Genomic DNA, 23157 nt, shown 5'->3' with positions numbered 1-23157 from the left:
CGGGGTCCACCCGGCCGATGCTCGTCGAGGGTCGTGGAGGCTCCCTGGAGGACCGCTTCACGGCGCGCTCGCCCGGACACCGTCACCGGTCCGCGCCCTCGGCACCGAGTCGAGCAGGCGGCGGGTGTAGGGGTGCCTAGGAGCGCCGAAGACGTCATCGACCGTGCCCGCTTCCACCACGGTGCCGTGCCGCAGCACCACAACATCCGTGCAGATCTGGCGCACCACGGCGAGGTCGTGCGAGACGAACACCATGCCGATCCGGTGATCGCGGTTGAGACCGGCGAGGAGTTGAAGAATCTGAGCCTGCGTGGAGACGTCGAGCGCTGAGACCGGTTCGTCGCAGATCAGCAGCGACGGTTGCAGCGCCAGGGCACGCGCGATCGCCACCCGCTGCAGTTGTCCGCCGGACAACTCACCGGGCCGTCGGGAGCCGAGCCCCGGGTCGAGGCCGACCATGGTGAGCAAGTCGGGTATGGCGTCGCGTCGCGAACTCCGTTCGCCGATCCCGAAGGCGCGCAACGGCTCGGCGATGCTGCGCGCGATGGTGAAGCGCGGGTCGAGGCTGTCGTGCGGGCTTTGATGGATCAGCTGCACCGACCGCCGCAACCGTCTTCGGTCCGTATGCCGCAGCCGTGCGGTATCCACGCCGGCGAGCTCGACCGACCCGGCGTCGGGCCGGTCGAGTAGGGCGGCGATGCGCGCAAGGGTGGATTTGCCGCTGCCGGACTCGCCTACCAGGCCGACGGACCGCCCGGATGGAACGGCGAGATCGACATCGGCGACCGCCCGGTGCGTGCCCCGCCCGGGTGACGAATAGCTGCGGGACACCGACGCCAACCGGAGCGCGGGCACCCGGTCGTCCGCAGCGGCCGGGGAAACGAGAGGTGGGTCGGTCAAACGAGGCACGGCCGCCACCAGCTCCCGCGTGTAGGGCTCCGCGGGAGCTGCCAGGAGGTCGCTCGCGGTGCCGGTCTCGACCACCTCTCCGGCATGCATCACCACGACGCGGTCGGCGCGCTCGGCAGCCACTTCGAGGTCGTGAGTGACCAGCAGCAGCGCGATGTCCAACTGCTGCACGAGCGATTGCAGGTGGTCCAGCACCTCCTTTTGCACCGTGACGTCGAGCGAGCTGGTTGGCTCGTCGGCGATAATCAACGACGGTTCCCCAGCAAGCGCGACGGCGATCAGCACCCGTTGACGCATGCCGCCGGACAGTTCGTGCGGGTATCGGTGGGCGACCACTTCGGGGTCTGGCAATCCGGCGGTCGCCAGCAGCCGGACCGCCTCGACCGCCGCCGTGCGTCGATCGGCCAGACCGTGGACCCGGCGCACCTCTGCCACCTGCCAACCGATGCGCTTGGTCGGGTCGAGAAACGTCGCCGCGTCCTGCGGGACCAGCGCCATACCCCTGCCCAGCAGGCGCCCCAACCGCTTCCGGTCGAGGGCGAGGACGTCCTCACCCTCGAAGTCGACACGGCCTGCGAGCACGACGCCCCCTGGCGGGAGCAGTCGCAGTATGGCGTGGGCGAGGGTGCTCTTACCCGAACCGGATTCGCCGACCAGGGCTACCACTTCGCCGCGATCGACCGTCAGACTCGCACCGCGCAGCGCCGCGGTCTCTGCCGATCGGCTCCGGTAGCTCACGCGTAACCCGTCCACCTCGAGCAGGGCGCCCATCATCGCCCCTCCAGTGCGCGGGCGACCCGGTTCGCCGAGACCACGACGGCGGCGATGGCCAATCCCGGGAAGGTCGTCAGCCACCATGCGGCGTAGAGGTACTGCTGTCCGGAGGCAACCAGCGCACCCCATTCAGGGGTCGGTGGTGCGGCGCCGAAGCCGAGGAAGCTCAGTGCAGACACGGTGAGTAGGACCGCCCCGATGTCGACTGTGGCGAGGGCGATCAGCGGTCCGGTCGAGTTCGGCAGCACATGGGTGAGCAGGATGCGCCCCGTACGCGCACCGCTGCCTCGGGCAGCAGTGACATAACCCGCTTCGCGAACCACGAGCACCTGCGATCGCACCAGCCGTGCGTACCCGGCCACGCTGACTACTCCGACGGCCACGGCGACGTTCACCACGCCGAACCCGATCGCCGACACGACGGCGAGGGCGAGAAGCAGGCCGGGGATCGCGAGCAGCACGTCCATCAGCCGCATCAGCAGCGAGTCCAGCAGACCGCCGACATAACCCGCGACGACACCGATGAGGCCGCCTGCGACGGCCGCGATGAGGACCGCGGCCCCGGTCGCCTCCAGGGACAGACGGGCGCCGTGCACCACGCGGGAGAGCTGGTCCCGGCCGAGATAGTCGGTGCCGAACGGGTGCGCCGCTCCCGGCGGTTGCAGGCGGTCTGCCGGCGAACCGTTGATCGGGTCGGCCGTCGTGAACCAGGACGGGACCAACGCGCAGGCCACGGCGATCAACAGGATCGCAAGCGCGACGAGCACGCCGGGGCGTCGGAACCGCACCGTCCAGGCCACCGCCGGACGGGGGCGGCCGCGGTCGGCACGAGTGAGCAGATCCGCGGCCGTCATGCCCGACCCGCTGCCCGCCGCGCCCCCGCCGCGCGAGGATCAACCAGTGGGTAGACCACCTCGAGAAGCAGACTCACGGCTGCGTAAACCGCTGCCGACAGCACCACCAAGCCGAGGATGACCGGTAGATCCTCGTTGGTCACCGCCGTGACCGTCAGCTGCCCGAGCCCTGCGCGCGCGAACACCGTCTCCACCACCACTGCGCCGCCCAGGAGATTTGCCACCAGCAGACCGGTGACGGTGAGAGCGGGCAGGCTTGCGTTGCGCAACAGATGACGCAGCACCACCCGGACGCGACCCGCACCCTTGGCGCGGACCAGCTCCACGTAATTACGCCGCAGGTTCTCCCGGATCCCGCGTCCGACGATCTGCGCGAGCACCGCTGCGGTCGGCACTGCCAGGGTCAGCGAGGGCAGCACCAACGCGGCAAAGCCCTGATTGCCGGTGGAGGGGAACACCGCCCAGTGGAAGGAGAACAACTGCAACAGCAAGATGCCGACCCAGAAGGACGGCATGGCGACCCCGAACGCCGGGATGCTGTCCAACAGTCCGCGCAACAGTGAGTTGCCGGTCAGCGCGCTGAGGACGGGCAGCGCCACGCCGAGTGGGACGGCGACGATGAGCGCGAACACCGCGATCTCCACCGTCTGCGGCAGCGCCTGTCCGATCAGCCCGATCACCGGCTCGCCGGTCTGGACCGACCGGCCCAGGTCGCCGTGCAGCGCGCGTCCGAGCAGTCCGAGGTACTGCCGCCATACGGGCTGGTCGAAACCGTATTCGGCACGCAGCTGTGCGGCCTGCTCCGGATCGACGACGGTGCTGCCCCCCGAGCGCTGCGCGAGCATCAGCGTCACCGGGTCGCTCGGCATCCGGTAAAGCGCGAGGAAGGCGCCGGTGAAGGCGCCCCACAACACGAAAAGCACCTGCGCGACGCGACGCGCGATCGCCGCAAGCCGTGACCGGGCGGCGGCCGACGCGCGCGCGGTCCTGGTGTCCGGCAACGTCGTCACGACAGCCAGGCGTCATAGAAGGACAACGACGCGTCCGCGTCGAAGGCCAGACCGTGCACTGAGGGCGACGCGCCGACGACTTCCGCCAGTTCGGTGATCGGGATGTCGTGCGCCTGGTCGACCAGTCCCCGTTGCGCAGCGGTCACCGCTCGCTGGCGGGGGGCCTTCTCCAGGGTGGCCGCCTGGGTACGCAGCTGCTGGCGCAGCGACGTCGCGTCGGCGCCGCTGAGGGTGAATCCACCAAACAAGGTCCGCAGTATGTCGGGGTCCGCGCGGGTGGAGTTGCCGAGGAAGAAGTCGTAGTTGCCGGACGCGAACTGGGCCTGCAGTTCGGAGATCGACAGTTGCCGGAGGGTGAGCCCGATCCCGACCTTCTTCAGTTGCTGCTGCACCAGTTCCAGGCCCTGCGGGAGGCCGAAGATCACATCAACGGTCAACGGCCGACCATCCTTGCGCCGAATGCCGTCCGGGCCTGGCTTCCAACCGGCCGCGTCCAGATCCCGCATCGCGCCCTGGGGGTCGTATCGCAGCGCGGCGGACAGATCGACGTACCCGGGAGTTGTCGACGACAACACACTGGTGGCCGGCTTGTAGTGCTCGGTGTAGAGCGTGTCAACGAGTTGCTTGCGATCGATGGCCTTGGAGATCGCCACCCGAACCGCCGGGTCGCGCAGGACAGGCCGCTTCTCGTTGGGCCATAGGCTGAGCACCACGCCGGGGTCGGTGCGGCTGCGGATCACGTAACCGGCGGAGCTCACTCGTGGCTCGTCCTGCGGCGTGACCTTGCTGACGACATCGAACTGTTTCGACAGCAGACTGCCGGTGCGGGTGGTGTCGTTCGTGACGATCGTGGCTTCGATCTTGTCCAGCCGAGCAGGGCCACGGTGGGCCGTGAAGGCCGGTGCCCAGTTGTATGCGGGCCGTTTGCGTACCACGATCCGCTGGTTGGGCTGGTAGGAGTCCACCACGAACGGCCCGGTCCCGATGACTTTGCCGCCACAACGCTCACCCGCGGAACGCCGCAGTGATGCCGGGCTCTGTATCGCCAGCGCCGACGACGATGTGGCCTGCAGGAACTGCGCATTGGGCTCGGTGAACCGGATGACGACGGTGCGGGGGCCCGGAGTGTCGACCGACTTCAGTGCCGCCAGGTATGCCCCACCGTGACTGGCAGTCGAGCCGAGTTTGCGGATGGTGTCGAAGTTCTGCTTGACGACGGAGGCGGTCAGCGCCGTTCCGTCACTGAACGTAACCCCCGGCCGCAGTTGGAAGGTGAACGTGGTCGCTTTCGCGTCGACCGTCCACTTCGTCGCGAGCGAGCCCACGACCGCCCCGGTCTCTGGATGCTGGGCGGTCAACGACTCCAGTACTCCCAGGTCCGGGCCCTCACCGGCCTGTTGGGGGTCCAGGCAGGACGGTGCGTAGAACAGCGCGTACCGCAGGGTTCCGCCCTGCTTGACCGGGCCGGTTTTGCCGGTGTCGCTGCCGCTTCCCGTCGAGCACGCCGCGACGAGTCCGGTGATGGCGATCGCGGAGACTACCGGGCGAGCTCGGAAAACGGACATGCGGGCAAGCGTGGCTCGCCGCACTGGAGGATCGCTCGACAGGCGAAGGAGCCCGCGCCGTTCACCTCGTTCACCTGCCCGGTTGGTCGCTGCTCGGCCGCCAGATGTCGTCGAAGCCTGCTTCGGTCGGGGGCTCCCCCGGCAACGTGCTGTACGACTGCGGACGCAAACCGTCGAGGGTGACTGTGACCAGTCGGCTGCGGACGTCGGCCTGTGCTTGGGGCGACAACCCCGGGGATGGACGTCCCAACTGCACGATGATCGCCTGCAGGTCCAGCACGGTGATGTCGACACGCACTAGCCCCGCCTCTTGCGCCCGACGCAGAACGTCGGCCAGGAGGGCCCGCACGCGCAGCGCGGATGACCACATGTCGTCGGTCACCGTGACCACCGCGGCAACCGTCGCGAGGGAGCCCGGCTCGAATTCGACCACCGATTCGACGAATCCGGCGAACGTGGACCAGCTCGGCGGTATGGCGAGGGCCTGTTCGGCGGCGGTGGCCACCTGCTCCAACGCGAGCGTGCACAGGTACTGCAGGACCGCTTCCTTGCTGGCGAACCGGCGGTAGATGCTGCCGACCCCAAGCCCGGACTCGGCGGCGATGTCCGCAACCGACACGTCGGCCCCTCGGCGGGCGACGGCTCGTCGGGCACCGGCCAGCAGCACCTTGTCGTTGCGGAGGCTCTCGGCATACCGCCCGCGTGTGTCCGGCACCGCATCACCGTAACGCCGGCGGAAGGGGACGTGTCGGACCCCACTGGCTGCAGCGGCCTTCGAGGCATCCACCAGCGAGCCGATCCACGATGTCGGCATGACCGCAAGTGAGCGTGCCAGCACGATCTGGCGTGACTCGGCCGCCACCTTCGGCAGGCAGCACCCTCCCGGCGCGGCTGGTCCGCACGACCAGGTGAGCGACGACCCGATGGGTTACCGGCTGCGCGAGTTGTTCGACGCGCGCACGGACATCGTCGAGGGTGACCAGGCCGCGACCCGTCGACACCGCGCCAAGGGCAAGCTGACTGTCCGGGAGCGCCTGGATCTGTTGCTGGACGAGGGCAGCTTCCACGAGGTCGAGCCGTTCCGTCGGCACCGCGCGACCGGGTTCGGCCTGGAGAAGCACCGACCGGCGACTGATGGAGTGGTGGCTGGGTGGGGCACGGTGCACGGGCAGCGGACCTTCGTCTACGCGCATGATTCCCGGATTTTCGGTGGTGCGTTGGGTGAGGCGCATGCGCAGAAGATCCACAAGGTGCAGGACCTCGCACTTGAGACCGGATGCCCGATCGTTGCGATCAACGACGGCGGCGGGGCACGCATTCAAGAAGGAGTCACCGCACTGGCCGGGTACGGCGGCATCTTCCGGCGGCAGGTCGCGGCCTCCGGTGTCATCCCGCAGATCAGCGTCATGGTCGGTCCGTGCGCGGGCGGAGCCGCCTATTCACCGGCACTGGCCGATGTGGTGTTCTGCGTGCGGGGGACCTCCCAGATGTTCATCACCGGACCCGATGTCGTCGCGGCGGTTACCGGCGAGACCGTGACGTTGGACGAACTCGGCGGCGCGGATGTGCACTCCTCAGTCAGCGGCGTGGCGACATTCGTGACCGATGACGAGCCAACCTGCCTTGAGGAGGTGCGCTACCTGCTGGCCCACCTGCCCCCGAATAACCGGGAGCTGCCACCGATGATGGAGCCGGGCGCGGAGCTGCCGGCGCGTGCTGAGGAGCTACGGCGCCTCGTGCCGACCGACCCGCGCCTGCCGTATGACATGCGGGTGATCGTCAGGTCGTTGGTCGATGATGACGACCTGTTCGAACTGCACGAGAACTGGGCACAGAACGTGCTGTGCGTGCTTGGTCGAATCCGCGGGCAGGTGGTGGGCATCGTCGCCAACCAGCCCCTGGTTCTCGCGGGAGCCCTCGACATCCAGGCCTCCGAGAAGGCAGCGCGCTTCGTCTCGTTGTGTGACGCGTTCAACATCCCGCTGGTCAGTCTCGTGGACGTCCCCGGGTTCTTGCCAGGTGTGGCGCAGGAGCATGCGGGCATCATTCGTCACGGCGCGAAGCTGCTGTACGCCTACTGCAACGCGACCGTGCCGCGGGTCCAGGTGATCGTTCGCAAGGCGTATGGCGGTGCCTACATAGTCATGGACTCTCGTGGCATCGGCGCGGACCTCTCCTTCGCCTGGCCCACCAACGAGGTGGCCGTGATGGGTGCCGAGGGTGCTGCCAACATCGTTTTCCGGCGGGAGATCGCGGCCGCCGACGACCCGGAGGCCACTCGTCGTGCCCGGATCGAGGAATACCGCGGCGAACTGATGGGGCCCTACCACGCTGCGGAACGCGGGCTCGTCGACGATGTCATCGATCCCGCAGACACCCGTGCCGTGCTCGCCGAGGCCCTGACGCTACTGCGCACCAAGCATCGAGCGGTGCCGGATCGCAAGCACGGCAATCACCCCGTCTGACCGACCCTCGCAGCACTGCCGTCGGCCGCGACCACGGCACACGCGGCGAGCAGCGTCGGTCCGAAGTTGACATCCGCGACGCTGAGGGTGGGGTCCTCGAGCACGGTTCGTATGCCGCTGCCGAGGCCGCAGCCCCGAGCCTTGAGCGCCGCCTCCTTGCGCACCCAGAGGCGCAGCCCGCTCCCGGGGCTCAACCGCAACACTCGTTGTTCGGTAGAGGAGCAGGCCAGACGCGAAATCGCGTCGACATCCACCGGCCGGGCGCGCTCCAGATCGACCCCCAACACGTGCGCGGAGGATATGCCGATGAGCCAGTGGTCGCCCGACCCCGAGACACTGAAGTGCAGCCAGGGCGCGGTGACGACGACCGGACGGCCGTGGGATGTGCGGCCGCATCGTGGGCACGGTGCCCGCCCGAATTCCAGCCGATTCGGTGCGGTCCCGACCCGGGCCGCCAGCAGACGTCGTAGCACCGCGCGTCGGGACGCCCACCGCAACGCGTCGGCCGATCGCCGGTAACGGGCAGCGCGGTCGTGGTCGCTCGCGGTGAGCGCGTCTCGCTGCCAGGTGGTCAACGCCCGCGAGGTGCGCCCGAGGTGAAGCGACACCCCGGCCAGGCTCGGCGACGCGATGTCGGCCCGGCGGGTCACGTCTCGGCTGCCCGGATCGGGTCTGCCGTGATTCGCACCACCGCCGTGGTCCAACCGAAGCCGGCACCGACCCCCGCGAGCACACACAACTGTCCGGGCCGAAGCCGGCCCTCGACGGCCAGGTGGTTCAGGCCGGCGAGCTGATCACCGGCGCCCAGATGCCCCACCGTCCGGCCCCACGGCCAGGTGGTGCGCTCGGGCTCGAGTTCCCAGGGCCGCAGGTACCCCGCCTCCAGGCGGCGTCGGCCGAGGTTGGGCAGCACCCACCACGCAATGTCCTCCCGACATACACCGGCGTCCTTCAAGGCCCGGTCGAGGGACTCCTGGGTGCCCGCCACCACAGCCGAGAGCACTCCGGCCAGACCGAAGTCGGCCACGAACTCTCGCTGCAGTTTCGTCAGATCCATCGGAGATCGATGAGTGAAGGGCACCCGCGCGAAAGGGTCGTGGCCGCGATGCATCCCCTCCAGTTGCGGTGCCGACGCGGTGGCGACGCTGAGAATCTGCCCCCAACCGCCGCCCTTGGTCAGCACTGCGGCGGTCCCGGCGTCGCCGTAGACGGTCCCGGTGTCGCTGGCAAACCGATCGAACGAAGGCGGTCCGAACGTGTCGGCGGTGGAGATCAGCGCCGCACCCGGTTCGGCGTCCGCGTGTAGCGCCCAGGCGGCGAGATGCACTGCGCCGAGGCCACCGTTCGACTGCTGTCGGATCTCGTATGCCGGGGCGTTCGCTTCTGGTGCCGCGCACCGCTGCACGTACGAAGCCGTGGCCCACAGGTCGTGGCCCTGGTAGCCGACACCGGCATGCACGCTCAGGCGGATCGGCGGGCAGGTCGACCCTGCCAGGTCCATGGCGCGGTCCGCGGACTGCGCACCCAACTCCGCCGCACTGCGGTCATCTGACACCGCGACCGAGACGACGCCGGTGCTGGACTCGACCTGCGGTGGACACCGCCCGGCGCGGACGGCGTCGGCGAGGCGCAACCTGGCACCGAGGTTGGCGGCCGTCGACGCCACGAACAGGGCGGGGGTCTGCATCGGGCGCCTCTCGACGTGGGTGATGGGCGGCGGCCTCGCCGCCATCACCCACGGTCCGCGAGCGTGCTGGACATCCGGTGGAGGCAGCGTGAACGACCCGAGCCGCGATCCTCCAGCCGATCACGAGGGGTGGAGGACACCCTCGGCACATGCCGAAACGTCACGTCGTGGTTCTGCTCCCCGGACAGGGGGCGCAATATCCGGGAATGTGCGTGGACCTCTACCGCGGCGACTCACTCTTCGCCGCGTTGCTGGACGACGTCCTCGACCGGTTCCACGACGGCCGGCGCATCCGGACGGACTGGTTGGCGACATCGCACCCGGCGGACATCCACCGCACCACGCGGTCCCAACCGCTGTTGTTCGCGCTCGACTACGCGCTGAGCCGCAGAGCGCAGGAGGCCGGAGTATCGGCGGACGAATACCTCGGCCACAGCATCGGCGAGTTCGCGGCGGCGGCGCTCGCCGGCACAATCACGTTGGACGATGCCGTCCGGGTGCTTGACGCGCGCATACCGCTGCTGGCCGATACTCCCGCCGGTGGAATGCTGGCCGTGGCCCTTGCTGCGGAGGCTGCCACGCCATACCTCGGCGACGGTGTGGAGATCGCGGCAGTCAACGGTCCTCGTCAGCTCATGCTCGCCGGTCCCGCAGACCCGCTGGATCGGGTAGCGAAGGCCCTGACCGACGATGAGGTGACGTGGCGGCCGGTGCGGGCGACCAGCCCGTTCCACAGCTCGGTGCTCGGCCGGGCGGTCACCGCCTCCTTGCCGTTGTTCTCGGCGCTCCCGCTGCAGCCGCCGAACATCCCGATCACGTCGGCGTACACCGGGCGAGCACTGGATCCGCGGACCGCCATGGATCCGGCTTTCTGGGCCGGCCAACCGGCGGCGCCGGTGTTGTTTGCGCATGCCCTCGAAGACCTGCTCGGCCGAACGCCCGAACCGTTGTTCGTCGAAGCCGGCCCCGGCCAGACGCTGAGCACGCTGGTGCGCGCGCACGCGCAGGTTCGTGCGGCGCGACATCCCGTCATACCTCTGAGCTCGGGCCGATCGCGGGTCCGTGACGACGAGACTCACCTGGCTCGGGCGTTCGGCACAGTGCGCGAACTCCTCTCGCCAGTTCACACATCAGTCCACGGAAGCGAGTGAAGATCCGATGCCACGACGAGCTGTCATCACCGGACTGGGCGCTGTGGCGCCCGGCGGCGTTGGCATTAAACAGTTTTGGGAGTTGTTGAGCGACGGTCGTTCGGCCACTCGCACGATCACCTCCTTCGACGCGAGCGGGTTCCGGTCGCAGGTGGCGGCCGAAGTCGACTTCGTGCCGCACGAGGTGGGACTGACTCCGCGACAGGCTGACCGGCTCGACCGGGCGACACAGTTTGCGGTGGTCGCAGCGGGCGAGGCGATCAACGACAGTGGTCTCGGTGCTCCTGCGGATCGGTCCGGTGCGGAGCTGGACGGCACCAGAGTCGCGGTGGCCTTCGGCAGCGCGGTGGGCTGCACCACCAGCATGGAACGCGAGTACACCGTGCTGAGCGAGGCTGGGAGCCGATGGTTGGTGGACCCGGACCGCGCGGTCTGCGAGTTGTACGAGCACTTTGTGCCGAGCTCCATCGTCGCCGAACTCGCGCGGACAATCGGTGCTCGCGGACCGGTTGCGTTGATCTCGGATGGCTGCACGTCGGGTCTGGACGCTGTAGGACACGCGGTCGACCTGATCCGGGAAGGCTCGGCCGATGTGGTGCTCACCGGTGGCACCGACGCGCCGATCTCGCCGATCACGCTGGCCTGTTTCGATGCAATCAAGGCAACCACGCCCCGCAACGACGACCCGGAGCATGCGTCCCGGCCCTTCGACGCGACACGCAACGGCCTGGTCCTCGGCGAGGGCGCCGCCGCTCTGGTGGTCGAGGATCTGGATCACGCGCTCCGGCGCGGCGCCCCCATTTACGCCGAGGTCTCCGGATTCGCGTCGCGGTGCAACGCCTTCCACATGACCGGTCTACGTGAGGACGGCATCGAGATGGCGGAGGCGATCGGTGTGGCCCTGCGCCAGGCTGGCGTGGCGCCGAGCACGGTCGACTACGTCAACGCTCATGGCTCAAGCACCAAACAGAACGACCGGCACGAGACTGCGGCTTTCAAACGAAGCCTCGGGCGTCACGCTCACCAGGTGCCGGTCAGTTCGATCAAGTCAATGATCGGGCACTCTCTTGGCGCGATCGGCGCCCTGGAGCTCGTGGCATCAACTCTTGCGCTCCACCACGACCTGGTCCCGCCCACCGCGAACCTGACCCAGCCGGATCCGGCCCTCGACCTCGACTACGTGCCGCTGCACGCTCGCCGTCAACGGGTCGACACCGTGCTCAGCGTGGGCAGCGGATTCGGTGGATTCCAGTCGGCGGCCGTGCTGTCCTCACCCCTGGCGGCAGCACTGTGAGCGCCACCCGAGTGGCCGGTTGTGCCATCACGGGGCTGGGCGTTGTCGCACCGACGGGCATCGGTGTTCCGGAGTATTGGCAGGCGACGACGTCGGGCCGGTCCGGAATCCACCCGGTGACGCGGTTCGACGCCTCGGGTTACGTCGGTGGCCTCGCCGGCGAGGTGCCGGGTTTCACCGCGGCGGATCACATCCCCGCGCGGCTGCTCCCGCAGACGGATCACGTCACCCGACTGTCCCTGGTCGCAGCGTCAGAGGCACTGTCCTCGAGTGGTCTTCACGCGGAGTCGGTCGCCGAGTTCGGGATCGGTATCTCCACGGCCTCGACCCTCGGCGGCTTCGAGTTCGGCCAGCGCGAACTCGAGCACCTGTGGGGGCTCGGGCGCGAGCACGTCAGCGCCTACCAGTCCTTTGCCTGGTTCTACGCAGTCAACACCGGGCAGGTGTCGATCAGGCACGGACTTCGCGGGCCCGGGTCGACCGTGGTGACCGACCAGGCCGGCGGGTTGGATGCGCTCGGCGCGGCGCGCCGCCAGGTTCGCGGCGGCACCCCGGTTGTCGTCGCCGGAGCGGTCGACGGCGGATTGTGTCCGCTCGGCTGGGCGGGGTTCCAGAGCGCCGGCCGGCTGAGTCGAGACGCGGACCCGGCGAGTGCGTACACCCCGTTCGCGGCGAGCGCCGATGGACACGTGCCAGGCGAGGGAGGTGCCTATCTGATCGTCGAGGACAGTGAGCACGCCGCGGCGCGCGGTGCGCATGTGCTCGGCACGATCACCGGTTACGCGGCCACCTTCGACCCGGACCCTGAGGACCCGGTCGCCGATGGCCTGTCGCGTGCCGCGGTGCTGGCGCTCGACGACGCCGGGGTGGACACGACCGACATCGATGTCGTGTTCCCGGACGCTGCCGGCCACGCCCCGGCCGATCGTGCCGAAGCGGCCGCGATCATCGGGTTGTTCGGACCGGGCGGCGTGCCGATCAGCATCCCCAAGACGGGGACCGGCCGACTGCTGGCCGGCGCGGGCACGCTCGACGCTGCGAGCGCGCTGCTGGCCATCGAGTCCTCGGTGATCCCGCCCGCCGCAACACACCTGCCGCCGCACGAGGGACTCGATCTGGTGACCGAACCGCGCGCGACCCGCGTGCGTCACGCGCTGGTGCTGGCGCGGGGGAGCGGCGGATTCAACGCCGCGCTCGTGGTCAGCGCGCCGGACGCCCACTCCGACTGACCTGTCCGACCGAACCCGAAATGGAGACCGACAACTATGAGCTCATTCACTCTCGACAACCTCGTCACCCTGCTGCGGCAGGCCACGGGGGAAGCCGACCTCGAGGCGGCTGAACACTTCGCCGACACCACATTCACCGATCTGGGGTATGACTCGCTTGTCCTGCTGGAGACAGCCGGACAGATCTCCCGCAACTACGGAGTCGTGCTCAGCGATGATGACCTCGAGCAGATCGAGACCCCCCGTGAACTGGTGGAGCGGGTCAACGCCGGTGTGTGACTCCGGCACGTGACGCCGACCCGGGCGCACGCCCGGGCCGGCGTCAATCGCGTCGTCACCCGGCGAGCGCTTCCCGCAACGCGGGCTCACAGTCGTACACACTCGCACCGATCGGCGTACGACGGGTGCCTGACATGAGGTTGAGGGACAGCGGTGCGCCCGCCCACTCAACCTCGACATCCAGCGTCGGACTGGAGCTGAGGACGGCCTGGTGCAGGTCACGCATCCGGGGGGATGGGTCGAGACCAAGCTCCACGTCCAAGGTGTCGTGCAGGCGGGCCATCACGCTCAACGCCTGGGCCGGCCGACCCGACCGGTACAGCGCGATCATCAGTTGAGCGTGCAGGTTCTCGTTGGTGGGGTACTCGACGATCAATGAACTGAGATCACCGATCAGTTCGTGGTGCATGCCGATCCGCAGATCGGCTTCCACCCGTTGCTCGATCGTCGTGAGCCGTTGGGCCGCCAGGCCGACTGCCCAGGCCCGCAGGCGCGGGCCGGTCTGGACGCCGAGCAACGGTTCTCCTTCCCACAACTCCAGCGCCCGACGGAGCAACACCGCGGCGCAGATGTCGTTGCGCTGATCGATTGCAGTGCGCGCACTGTCGACCAGGGTCCGGAAGGTGTGTGCGTCGACAGTGTCATCTTCGGCGAGTCGCAGTTGGTAGCTACCCGGCTGGGTCGTGAGTCGCTTCTTCGCTTCGTGCTGACTGCCGATGCTCGGCAGGGCGGCAAGAATCCGGCGCAACTGGAGGACATACGTCTGCAGCGTGGTGGTTGCCGTCTTCGGCGGGTCGTCCTCCCACAACTCCGCGACGCAGGTCTCGACCGGGACCGAGTTGTTGGCATTGAGCAACAACAGGGCAAGCAACTGTCGTTGGCGGGTGGCGGAGGGGATGCTGTGGACGTCTCCGTCGACGATCGTCAGCGGCCCGAGGACTCGGTAGTTAACCATTCGATCTCCTCACAAGGGGAGCACCCGAACCGGTCAGGCCGTGCTCGGGCTGCCGGGTTTCACGGATCGTTGTCCTGGGTTGGCGACGTCGGGTGCGGATGCGGCGCCACGGACTGCGTCAAAAGCTGGTCGCGGAGGATTGGAGTGCGCGGGACATCGGCGTCCGCTGATGATCCATCCAGCCCCTCCATGGTTATCCGACCCCCCGATGGGCAGTTGCACTGTCGCTCCGGGGACCTCGCCCGGCAGTTCAACGCTTGCGCCAAACATAACGCAAGATGATGTATTCCATGAATCTTGCGATAGAGATTTTACCGGGGGCGCACCGAGAGCGCGTGGTGAAAGATGTCCAGCGGATCGTGCGCGCGCTTCACCTTCTGCAGCCGACGGTAGTTGTCCTTGTAGTACAGGTGCGACCACGCGACCGCTGAGGTGTTCCAGGTAGCATCGGCCAGATCCGTGTCCGGGTAGTTGATATAGGCGCCGTCCGAGACTGCATCGGGCACTGGCACGCCGCCGGTCGAAGCGAATACATCGCGGTACAGCCGGCGAATCCAGTCCAGGTGTATGGCGTCGTCCGCCGGGTCGGCCCAGGAAACCGAGTACTGCACCTTGACGACTGAGTCGCGATGAGGGATCGCCCGTGATGCGGGCGCCATTTGATTCACCGCGCCGCCGTGGCCGGCCAATAGAACGGTTGCCCCTACTCCCCCGGGGGTTCCGTCAGCCAGTCGGTCGACCAATGCGATGAGCTGCGCGGGACGGAAGCCAGCGCGCAGGTATGACGATTTGTCTTTGATCCGCTGCCCGATCGATCTGCCGAAGTCGGCGAAACTGCTGTAGCGGAACGCATCCCACCATGGCAGCGTGCGGTCCGGCGTGACCGTGGGGGCGGGCACGCCATCGCCCACTGCAGCCACGAAATCGTCGAGCAGTGCCGCATCATCGGCCTGGGCGATCAGGACGAGGTCGCCCGTGGTAACGCTGTTCAGCCACAAGGTCGCGAACACCCCGGTTTCCGGTGTGCCCGCCTTGCTGTGCTGTTCATGCCAGCGGACGAAGTTGTCGACGACCCGGCCGTAGGCTGCTGTGTCGAGAACGGTCCACGGCCACGATGCGTGCCGGATGGTCAGTGTCCGGGGCGGGATCGGTAGCAGCTCGTCTGGTGCCGCCAGCCTGCTTGCGGCTGGATCGCGCAACCAATACCGAGTAACGACACCGAAGTTGCCGCCGCCCCCACCGGTGTGCGCCCACCAGAGGTCGTGATTGCGACCGCTCGGATCGGCCTCGGCGATCACGACGCGAGCCCGACCCGAGTGGTCCACAGTCACGACTTCGACGGCTTCGAGGTGGTCGACGACCAAGCCGAACCTGCGTGACAGCGCGCCGTATCCCCCACCGCTGATATGGCCGCCAGCTCCGACCTGAGGGCACACCCCGCCCGGCACGGTAACTCCCCATCGTTTGAAGAGCATTTCGTACAGAGTGCCGAGATCGGTGCCCGCGCCTACCGCGAACGACCGGCGTCGTTCGTCGAACTCCACGCCACGCAGCCGGGTCATGTCGATCAGCGACCGTACTGCTGGATCGGCGACGAAGCCTTCCAGACAATGGCCTCCACTGCGCACCGCGACGCGTGATTGCGATGAAACGGCGTCCTGCACGGCGTGAGCCACGCCCGGCGCGTCCGCGGGTAACGTCACCTGAGCCGGCGCTCCGCGGAAGCGGTAGTTGCTCCCGCGGAGAAAGTCGGCGTAGCGGCGGTCATGCGGCTTGATGACCTCGCTGCCGGTTGCGACGCGCGCGCGTGCTGCCGGGTGGCGGCCGCATAGTCCAAAGGTGCCGCGGTGGCCGCCGCGGCGGCCCCGGCGAGCAGACGTCTCCGGCTGGTCTGGTGTGAGTGCATGAAGTCCTGTCGGGTTGGATCGATCAGTGGAGTCCGATCCAGCCTGCGTGTCTTTGACGGAGGAGCGCTGGAGTCCCGCCGGACTCGGTTACGACGTCAAGCCGTCTCGCGCGGCCGCGACCACGGTGGCCGCATAGTCGGCGGCCACTTCGGGCGTCGCGACTGTGTGGGTCATCACGAACTCGTGCACCGTCACCGGTATGCCGGCGGCGGCGAGCCCGGCGGCATAGCGCAGGCCGTCGTCGCGTAGTGGGTCATCGGTGCCGATCACGATCGTCGTCGGTGGCAGGCCGGCGAACGCGGAGTCGAGCGCGGGCGAGGCAGCCGGGTCTTCCGGTTCGACCCGACCCTGCAGGTACATGTCCCGCAGCCGCTCCGCACCCGCGAGCAACGTCGGATCGAGGTGGGTGGCCCGGCTCGTCATCGACATGTCGAGCGACGGACACAGCAGCAGTTGCAGCGCCAGCGGGGGTGCCGAGCGGTTCCGCAGCAGCCGGGCTGCGGATGCTGACAGGTTGCCTCCCGAACTAATCCCTAACAGTGCCAGGCGATTCGGGTCCACTCCCAAGCCGTCGGGGTCGTCGGCCAGCCACCCGATCGCCTCGACGACGTCGTCCCGCTGCGTCGGGTAGGGATGCTCGGGGGCAAGCCGGTAGTCGAGGTTGACCACGACCGCATCGGCGCCCACACACAGCTCGCGGCACAGGAAGTCGTTGAGCTCGAATCCCGCAGCACCACCGCCCATCCACCATGCGCCGCCGTGCAGGAGGAGGACCGCCGGGCGCGGACCGCGCACCTCACCTGGAGGGAGGTACGCCTTCGCGGTGACGACACCTCCAGCGACCGGAATCCTGTGGAAACCGACAGCACCGACAGCCTGAAATGACTGTTTTGTCAGGGTTCTCAGCAGTCGCCCGCCTTCCAAAGCCGCGGCGTCGTGGATGGCTCGATACCGACCGACCTCGGCGACCCACTCCGGACGCACGCCAGCAAGCCCAGGCGCGGGCACCGCTGGCGGTGGGGTGACGGCAGCCGTCGCCTGGGCCACCAGCCTCTCTAGCTCCTGAAGCTGACGCTCACGCGCGACAGCATCCGCCGGATGTGAGATCACCGACCGTATGACGGGGGCGAACTCCTCTGTCGCTGAACCATCCATCTGCGTGCCTCCTCAGGCCGTGTCCCCCGGCACGAGTTCCGGGCTGAGTTTGATGTGCTGCACCGGGCGAGCCTTCTTGGCGGACAACTGCTCCAGCAACAACTGCGCAGCGATCTGCCCCGTCTCCGCGAAGGGCTGTCGCACAGTGGTCAGACCGACGACGCGAGCCAACTCCAGGCCGTCGTAACCGGCGATCGCGACGTCATCGGGCACCGCGACGTGTCGCGCCCGCAGACCGCCAAGCACTCCCGCGGCGAGCGCATCGTGATTGGCGACGATCACCTCTGGCAACTCGTCGAGTTCGAGCAGGTCCGCAGCCGCATCGAGGCCACCCTGAAAATCGTCCTCAGTGATCAGCCAGGACGACTTCGAGGTGGGCAGTCCGGCCTCTCGGATCGCGCGAGTCAGTCCCTCCAAGCGGTGCTCACCCGGTGATACGAAATCCCTGGACGGCGGTGCGGGAGTGACGAATCCGAAGGTTTGGTAGCCACGACCGACCAAATGCTGGCCGAGCAGGTAACCGCCGAGTTCATCGTCCATCGTCACCGACGTGAACGACGGGTGGAACGCGTCGACGAGGACGGTCGGCAGTCCACGCTCGAGAAGACGCTCCGCAGTGCGGCCTTCGATCGTGGCTCCCATCACGAGCAGACCGTCGAGTCGGCCCGTCGCGGGAAGGGAGCTGAGCCAGGGCGAGGTCCCGGCCTGCTGCGGCTCCTCGTCGTACACGACGACATCGATCGCCTGATCGCGGCAAGCATCCATCACCCCCGTGAGCCGCGTCAGGTAGGACGGGTAGGCGCTGAACGCCGCAAGCACACCGATGCGCCCAACACCCTTGCGGGCCAAAGAGACTGCGCTTGCCTTGGGTGTGAAACCCAATGCGTCGACGGCTTCCAGGACGCGATCGCGGGTCGCCGCGTTGACCTTCTCCGGTCGGTTCATCGCGTGCGACACGGTCGCGATGGAGACTCCGGCGCGCTGCGCGACCTCGTAGATGGTGACCCGGTCCTTGGGGGTGCGCGGTCCGCCGAGTGCCTTGCGTTCGTCCTGGTTCATCCTCGCATCGTCCCGCCGGAAGCTGCTGCGCTGCCACGCACCCGGTGGATCGCTCGCAGGGACGCGACCAGATCGGCCTGCCAGCGAGCGGCCGTCGGCCAGCTTTTGGTCAGGATGGCCGAGCCATGCAACGCTCCGTCGTAAGTGCGCAAGGTGACGGGAACACCTGCGGCAGTGAGACGTTCGGCAAATGCAGCACCGTCATACTTCAACGGATCGAGCGCCGCGGTGTGGATGACCGTCGACGGGAATGTGCTCACCTGAGACGCGAGCAGCGGCGACACCGACGGCAGAGTCGTGCGCGACAGGTCGCCGACATAGGCCAGGACTGTCTCGATCAGCGCATCCACGTCGATGTCGGGCAGCTGCGGGTCCGTGCTCAATCCTACCCGCATCGTCGCTCCGGTGAGATCCAGCGCGGGCACCTCGAGCAGCAACCCGGTGAAGGTGGTCGGCAGCGAAAGCACCGTGGCTGCAGCAAGATTCGCCCCAGCGGAGCTGCCGCCGATCGAGAAGTTCGAGATGTCGAGGTCCAGGTCTCGCGCCCGCTCGATCAAGTGGTCGACCACCACACGAACGTCTTCCAGAGCTGCCGGGAAGGGGTGCTCCGGTGCAAGAGCGTAGTCAACCGTCGCGACCACGACGTCAGCACCGGCCGCGCGGTGGCGGGCTTCGGCGACGGTGACGAGCTCGTCGATCGACCCGCTGGTCCAGCCGCCGCCGTGCAGGAGCATCGAGACCGGCAGCGTGCCGGTGCGGGGCCGGAAGAGTCGCACGCGCACCACGCGCCCGGCGTGTCGCAGCGCGATCTCTGACTCGAGTGGGAGCGCTTCGCGAGGAGTCGCGAAACGACGGAAGTTGCGGTCGATCTGGGCCCGTAGCTCTGCACGGGCTGCCGCCGGGGACAGGGCCGACCAGTCGACCGCACGCTCCGCATCGAGGTGTGCCTGCACCGCAGCATCCAGCGTCATGGCCGACTCGAGGGCGCCGGCGCCGTGGTCGCGGTGAGTTCATCTGCGCGGTGGCACGCGACAAAGGCGCCGGAGGCGTGCGCGATCAGCTCTGGGCGTTCGACCCGGCAGCGGTCGATCGCGAAAGGGCACCGGTCAGCAAAACTGCACCCGGTGGCCGGCCGCTCGGATCGCACTGTCAGCGTCGTACGGCGGGCACGTCGCTCCGTTTGCTCGTCCGGATCGGCGACCGGAGCGGCGGCGAGCAACGCCTGCGTGTAGGGATGGCTGGGTCGCTCACCGACGATCTCTGCGGGGCCGCGCTCGACAATGCGCCCGGCATACAGCACGACGATCTGATCGCTGAGATAGCGGACCACGGCAAGGTCGTGGCTGATGAAGAGGTAGCTGAGGTTGCGTCGAGTCCGCAGTCGCATCAACAGATTCAGCACCTGAGCCTGCACGGACAGATCGAGCGCACTCACCGCCTCGTCGCAGATCAGGAACGACGGTTCGACGGCGATGGCGCGGGCGATCGCCAGCCGCTGCCGCTGCCCGCCGGAGAACTGCGCCGGGTAGCGACCCAGCACCGATTCGTCCAGCCCGACCTCGGTCAGTGCGTCGCCAAGCCGGTTGTGGATCTGCTCGTGGGACAGACCGAGGTTGTAGCGCAGTGTCTCTGCGAGCGTGTCGCCAACGGTGAGAGTCGGATTCATCGATCCGAACGGATCCTGAAAGACCGCCTGGAGCTGCCGCGCAATCAGTCGCCGATCCCGACGCCGTGACCGTGTGATGTCCTGACCGGCGAAGATGAGGCGCCCGGCGTCCGGCTCGACAAGCCCGAGCAACACTGAGCCGATGCTGGACTTGCCGGACCCGGACTCGCCGACCAACCCGACGATCTGACCGGCCGCGATGGTGAACGAGACATCGTCGACGGCGTGCACGGCAGGTCGCCGACCGGTGCCGGGATAGCTGACGTGCAACCCGGAGACGTCGACCAGTGGTGTGGCCGGATCAGTCGCCACGGGACACCCCCTTCATCAACGTCACGACACGCTCGCTCGTCCGGTATGGCGCAACAACGTCCTCCTGCCGGATGCACCGCGCCGCATGATCGGGCGCGGAGCCGACCGGCTCGAGCGTGACGGGCTCGGCGCGGCATGCGGCCACCACGAGCGGACACCGGCTCGCGAACCGGCACCCGGTCGGCCAGTCGCGCGGCGGCGGCACCGATCCCTCGATCGACGGCAACGGTTTGCCGCGGACCGCGTGCTGCGGATTGGCACCGAGCAGACCGGCGGTGTAAGGATGGCCGGGATTGTCCAGAAGCATTCGGACAGAAGCGGTTTCGACGACTTGCCCGGCATACATGACGATTGCCCGCTCGCAGAGGTCTGCCAGCACGCCCCAGTCGTGCGTGACGAGAATGACCGCGACGCCGGAGTCCTGCAGCTCGCGCAGCAGGTCGAGGATGTCCGCCTGGACGGTCACGTCGAGTGCCGTCGTCGGCTCGTCGGCGATCACCAGGCTCGGTTCGCCGGCCAGCGCGGCCGCGATGCCCGCGCGCTGCGCCATACCGCCCGACAACTGATGGACGTAGCTGCGTGCGGCACGTTCGGGATCAGGCAGTTTGACTCTGCCGAGCAGATCGAGCGCAGCTGCCCTGGCTTGTGATCGGCTGCACCGGCGGTGGGTGCGGATCACCTCGGCGATCTGCGCACCGATCGTGAAGGACGGATCGAGTCCGGAGATCGGGTCCTGGCCGATGAAGCCGACGCCCCCGCCACGCACGCGGCGAAGTGTGTCGCCGTCGGCGTCCATCAAGTCGGTCCCGTCGAAAACCACACTGCCTGCGGTGATTCGACCAGATCCGCGCAGCAATCGCACGAGTGCGGTCGCCGTGACGGTCTTTCCGCTGCCGGACTCGCCGACGATGCCGAGCGCCTCCCCGGCCCGCAGGTCGAAGCCGACGCCAGTGACCACCTCAGTCTCCGCGCCGTCGATGTCGAAGGCGACGTGCAAGTTGCGCACCGACAACAGGGCATCCGCCGGGGCGGCGGATCGTTGATCGGGAGCGACTGATCCAGTGACAACCGGGGCATTCGCCACCTGGCGGTTCTTGCTCGGCCGGGTGAGCGAGTAGCGCTCCGCGGTCGCGTCGCGCACGCCGTCACCGATCAGCCCCAGCGCCAGGATGTAACTGGCGATGAGCAGACCCGACGGGACCAGCAGCCACGGCTGATTGCCGATGTTGGTCGATGCTTCCGCGACGAGGGTGCCCCAGGTCGCCTGGTTGACGCCCAGGCCCAGGAAGCCGAGCCCGGTCTCCAACCCGACTGCGGCCGCGCCGAACAGCGACAACTGCACGATCACCGGGCCGGCCAGTCGCGGCAACACGTGCCGGCGCAGGATCACCGCGTCGCTGAGGCCGCTGACCTTCGCGGCACGGATGTAGAGCTCGCCGCGCACCCCGAGGGTGACCGATCGGACGACTCGCGCCAGACCCGGTGCCCCGAGCAGTCCGAGGACCACCATCGCGATGCTCTCGTTGCCGGGGAAGATGGCCAGCACGACCAGCAGAATGATCACGACCGGGATCGCGTATGCCGCGTCGGCCAGCCGCAGCACAACCTTGTCGATCAGGCCGCCTTTGTAACCGGCGACCATCCCCGCCGGCACGCCCACGGCGATGAAGACAACGACGCTGATCAGCACGCCCAGCAACGTGATTCGGCCGCCGTACAACATCCGACTCAGGACGTCCTTGCCGAGCTCGCCCGCGCCGAGCAGATGCTGCGAGGAGGGTCCGGACAGTGCGGAGCCGAGGTCCTGGTCCTCCGGCCCGTATGGCGCAAGCACCCCGGCGAAGACGACGCAGATGACGATCAGCGTCACGTAGGCCAGCGATGCGACGGCCAGCGGCTTGCGCATGAAACGTGCTGCGAAACCTCTCGATTGGTTGTCGGTCATGTGCGCACCCGCGGGTTGAGGGCGGCATACAGCAACTCGACGATCAGGTTCACGATCACCACAATGATGCTGAAAACCACTGCTACGCCCTGGATCTCGGGGATGTCGTGGGCTTGGGTCGCCGACACGGCCAGCCCGCCCAGGCCGGGCATGACGAAGACTGTCTCGGCCAGCACGGTGCCGCTGAGCATGGCGATCAGCACGAGCCCGAGCACAGTGACCACTGGCGCTGCTGCGTTGCGCAGCACATGCCGGAAGATGATCGACCGCTCGGAGGTGCCGCGTGCACGCAGCATCATCACGTAGTCGCGCTCCAACTCCCCGCGCACTCCGTCACGGGTCTGTTTGGCGACCGGTGCGCTACTGGTCAGTCCGAGGGTCAGCACGGGAAGAACCAATGACGACAGCCACATTCGCGGATCGTCTCCGAATGAGACATAGCCGGTCGCTGGAAAGACCTTGAACTGAACCGCGAACAGGGTGACCAGGATCAGCCCGAACCAGAAGCTCGGGACGGCAGCGCCGACAAGTGACACGATGTCGACGACCTTCCCCAACCACCCGCCGCGTAGCGCACCGAGCACACCGAGTCCCACACCGACCAACCCGGCGACGAGCACTGCGCCGATCATCAGGCTGAGCGTCACCGGCAACCGGCTGCCGAGGTCGGACGCGACGCTCGACCCGGACGCGATCGACGTGCCGAAGTCGCCGTGGACGGCTCCGGTGAGCCAGTTCCAATACTGCTTCCACAGCGGCTGGTCGAGGCCGAGCTGCGCACGAAGCTGCGCCACGAGCTCAGGTGTCGCATTCGGACCCAGGATGCTGCGCGCGGCGTCACCGGGTACGAACGCGGTCAGCGCAAAGGTCAGCATCGACACCGCGAGCACCAGAGGTATGGAGGTCAACAGCCAACGCAGGAGCAAACGTCGCATTGATCG

20 protein-coding genes are annotated in these 23157 nt (G+C 68.1%); 5 read left to right on the top strand and 15 right to left on the bottom strand.

Going from position 1 to position 23157, the window contains the following annotated elements; all coding sequences use genetic code 11:
- Positions 1 to 57: 57 nt before the first annotated feature.
- The 5 genes from HJ588_RS03210 to HJ588_RS03190 all read right to left on the bottom strand — a co-directional run bounded on the left by HJ588_RS03210 (position 58) and on the right by HJ588_RS03190 (position 5827).
- Positions 58 to 1683, bottom strand: coding sequence for a dipeptide ABC transporter ATP-binding protein (locus tag HJ588_RS03210; RefSeq protein WP_171151873.1), 1626 nt, complete (start codon positions 1681 to 1683; stop codon positions 58 to 60).
- The gene (locus HJ588_RS03205) at positions 1680 to 2537 is read right to left on the bottom strand and encodes an ABC transporter permease (protein ID WP_171151871.1); all 858 of its coding nucleotides are present in this window, start codon (positions 2535 to 2537) and stop codon (positions 1680 to 1682) included. Before HJ588_RS03205 ends, HJ588_RS03210 begins: the two co-directional genes overlap by 4 nt.
- On the bottom strand, positions 2534 to 3547 hold the full coding sequence (locus HJ588_RS03200; RefSeq protein WP_343036576.1) for an ABC transporter permease: 1014 nt from the start codon (positions 3545 to 3547) through the stop codon (positions 2534 to 2536). Before HJ588_RS03200 ends, HJ588_RS03205 begins: the two co-directional genes overlap by 4 nt.
- Entirely contained in the window at positions 3544 to 5112 is a 1569-nt protein-coding gene (locus tag HJ588_RS03195; protein WP_171151868.1) for an ABC transporter substrate-binding protein, read from the bottom strand. Before HJ588_RS03195 ends, HJ588_RS03200 begins: the two co-directional genes overlap by 4 nt.
- Before the next feature lie 70 nt (positions 5113 to 5182).
- Entirely contained in the window at positions 5183 to 5827 is a 645-nt protein-coding gene (locus HJ588_RS03190; RefSeq protein WP_171151866.1) for an SbtR family transcriptional regulator, read from the bottom strand.
- 193 nt (positions 5828 to 6020) lie between these two features.
- Between HJ588_RS03190 and HJ588_RS03185 the strand changes: the two genes are divergently transcribed.
- On the top strand, positions 6021 to 7577 hold the full coding sequence (locus HJ588_RS03185; RefSeq protein WP_212755266.1) for an acyl-CoA carboxylase subunit beta: 1557 nt from the start codon (positions 6021 to 6023) through the stop codon (positions 7575 to 7577).
- Here HJ588_RS03185 and HJ588_RS19915 read toward each other — a convergent pair.
- Together HJ588_RS19915 and HJ588_RS03175 are read right to left on the bottom strand one after the other, a co-directional pair.
- Entirely contained in the window at positions 7565 to 8227 is a 663-nt protein-coding gene (locus HJ588_RS19915; protein ID WP_171151862.1) for a 4'-phosphopantetheinyl transferase superfamily protein, read from the bottom strand. The two genes, HJ588_RS03185 and HJ588_RS19915, sit on opposite strands and share 13 nt — an antisense overlap.
- Positions 8224 to 9264, bottom strand: a complete 1041-nt coding sequence (locus tag HJ588_RS03175) for a ketoacyl-ACP synthase III family protein (protein ID WP_171151860.1) — start codon at positions 9262 to 9264, stop codon at positions 8224 to 8226. The genes HJ588_RS19915 and HJ588_RS03175 overlap by 4 nt, the downstream gene beginning before the upstream one ends.
- Before the next feature lie 149 nt (positions 9265 to 9413).
- Here HJ588_RS03175 and HJ588_RS03170 point away from each other — a divergent pair, with 149 nt between their 5' ends.
- From HJ588_RS03170 to HJ588_RS03155, 4 genes are read left to right on the top strand one after another with little or no spacing between them, the layout of a single operon-like run.
- Positions 9414 to 10415 (top strand): acyltransferase domain-containing protein, encoded by a 1002-nt coding sequence (locus tag HJ588_RS03170; protein WP_171151858.1) that lies wholly within the window; start codon positions 9414 to 9416, stop codon positions 10413 to 10415.
- A 7-nt stretch (positions 10416 to 10422) separates the two neighbouring features.
- On the top strand, positions 10423 to 11709 hold the full coding sequence (locus HJ588_RS03165) for a beta-ketoacyl-[acyl-carrier-protein] synthase family protein (RefSeq protein WP_171155320.1): 1287 nt from the start codon (positions 10423 to 10425) through the stop codon (positions 11707 to 11709).
- On the top strand, positions 11706 to 12938 hold the full coding sequence (locus HJ588_RS03160; protein ID WP_343036575.1) for a beta-ketoacyl synthase N-terminal-like domain-containing protein: 1233 nt from the start codon (positions 11706 to 11708) through the stop codon (positions 12936 to 12938). Before HJ588_RS03165 ends, HJ588_RS03160 begins: the two co-directional genes overlap by 4 nt.
- Positions 12939 to 12974: 36 nt before the next feature.
- Positions 12975 to 13217 (top strand): acyl carrier protein, encoded by a 243-nt coding sequence (locus HJ588_RS03155; RefSeq protein WP_171151856.1) that lies wholly within the window; start codon positions 12975 to 12977, stop codon positions 13215 to 13217.
- Between the two features lie 55 nt (positions 13218 to 13272).
- Here the strand turns inward: HJ588_RS03155 and HJ588_RS03150 are convergent, their stop codons facing one another.
- From HJ588_RS03150 to HJ588_RS03115, 8 genes are all read right to left on the bottom strand, one after another.
- Positions 13273 to 14172, bottom strand: coding sequence for an AfsR/SARP family transcriptional regulator (locus tag HJ588_RS03150; protein WP_171151854.1), 900 nt, complete (start codon positions 14170 to 14172; stop codon positions 13273 to 13275).
- Positions 14173 to 14483: 311 nt separating this feature from the next.
- Positions 14484 to 15875 (bottom strand): FAD-binding oxidoreductase, encoded by a 1392-nt coding sequence (locus HJ588_RS19910; RefSeq protein ID WP_343036574.1) that lies wholly within the window; start codon positions 15873 to 15875, stop codon positions 14484 to 14486.
- Positions 15876 to 16166: 291 nt separating this feature from the next.
- Positions 16167 to 17234 (bottom strand): alpha/beta hydrolase, encoded by a 1068-nt coding sequence (locus tag HJ588_RS03140; RefSeq protein WP_171151850.1) that lies wholly within the window; start codon positions 17232 to 17234, stop codon positions 16167 to 16169.
- Between the two features lie 12 nt (positions 17235 to 17246).
- Positions 17247 to 18293 (bottom strand): LacI family DNA-binding transcriptional regulator, encoded by a 1047-nt coding sequence (locus tag HJ588_RS03135; protein ID WP_171151848.1) that lies wholly within the window; start codon positions 18291 to 18293, stop codon positions 17247 to 17249.
- Positions 18290 to 19264 (bottom strand): alpha/beta hydrolase fold domain-containing protein, encoded by a 975-nt coding sequence (locus HJ588_RS03130; RefSeq protein ID WP_171151846.1) that lies wholly within the window; start codon positions 19262 to 19264, stop codon positions 18290 to 18292. Before HJ588_RS03130 ends, HJ588_RS03135 begins: the two co-directional genes overlap by 4 nt.
- Positions 19261 to 20271, bottom strand: coding sequence for an oligopeptide/dipeptide ABC transporter ATP-binding protein (locus tag HJ588_RS03125; RefSeq protein ID WP_171151844.1), 1011 nt, complete (start codon positions 20269 to 20271; stop codon positions 19261 to 19263). The genes HJ588_RS03130 and HJ588_RS03125 overlap by 4 nt, the downstream gene beginning before the upstream one ends.
- Complete coding sequence (locus HJ588_RS03120) at positions 20261 to 22216, bottom strand: dipeptide/oligopeptide/nickel ABC transporter permease/ATP-binding protein (RefSeq protein WP_171151842.1); 1956 nt, start codon at positions 22214 to 22216, stop codon at positions 20261 to 20263. The genes HJ588_RS03125 and HJ588_RS03120 overlap by 11 nt, the downstream gene beginning before the upstream one ends.
- Positions 22213 to 23151: an ABC transporter permease gene (locus HJ588_RS03115; RefSeq protein ID WP_171151840.1), complete on the bottom strand. Its 939-nt coding sequence runs from the start codon at positions 23149 to 23151 to the stop codon at positions 22213 to 22215. The genes HJ588_RS03120 and HJ588_RS03115 overlap by 4 nt, the downstream gene beginning before the upstream one ends.
- Positions 23152 to 23157 lie beyond the last annotated feature (6 nt).

It is taken from the genome of Flexivirga aerilata, assembly GCF_013002715.1.
In the GTDB taxonomy this organism is placed as follows: Bacteria; Actinomycetota; Actinomycetes; order Actinomycetales; family Dermatophilaceae; genus Flexivirga; species Flexivirga aerilata.
This window is presented reverse-complemented; position numbering and strand designations above follow the sequence as displayed.